Here is a 696-nt window from a genome sequence, read left to right on the forward strand (position 1 = left end):
AAGCAGGAACAACAAAAGGGCGTGCTCGACGTCTCGACCGACCGTCCGTCGACCATCGTCGCCCACGACGCCGGCTACATCGACGCCGAGCGTGAACTCATCGTCGGCCTGCAGACCGACGCCCCGCTCAAGCGCGCGATCATGCCCAACGGCGGCTTGCGCATGGTGCAGTCCGGCCTCAAGGCCTACGGCTTCGAGAGCGACCCGGTGGTCGACGAGGTCTGGACCAAGTACCGCAAGAGCCACAACCAGGGCGTGTTCGACGTCTACTCGTCCGAGATCGCCAAGGCGCGCAAGGCCGCGATCCTGACCGGCCTGCCCGACGCCTATGGCCGCGGCCGCATCATCGGCGACTACCGCCGCGTGGCGCTGTACGGCGTCGACGCGCTGCGCAAGTTCAAGCAGCAGGAATACAAGGCGCTGGACAACCGCGAATTCAGCGAAGACGTGCTGCGCCTGCGCGAGGAACTGTCGGAACAGGGCCGCGCACTCGACGAACTCAGGGTCATGGCTGCCAAGTACGGCTTCGACCTCAGCCGCCCGGCGCAGAACGCGCGCGAAGCGGTGCAGTGGACCTACTTCGCCTACCTGGCCGCGGTGAAGGAACAGAACGGTGCCGCGATGTCGCTGGGCCGGGTCTCGACCTTCCTGGACATCTACATCCAGCGCGACATCGAAGCCGGCCTGATCGACGAG

At 66.1% G+C, this 696-nt stretch carries 1 protein-coding gene; it reads left to right on the forward strand.

The window, feature by feature from the left end; genetic code table 11:
- On the forward strand, positions 1 to 696 hold a 696-nt coding region (locus CKO43_RS25560), incomplete at both ends, for a pyruvate formate lyase family protein (protein ID WP_276570324.1).

It is taken from the genome of Rubrivivax gelatinosus, from assembly GCF_016583785.1.
GTDB classification, from domain to species: domain Bacteria; phylum Pseudomonadota; class Gammaproteobacteria; order Burkholderiales; family Burkholderiaceae_C; genus Rubrivivax; species Rubrivivax gelatinosus_B.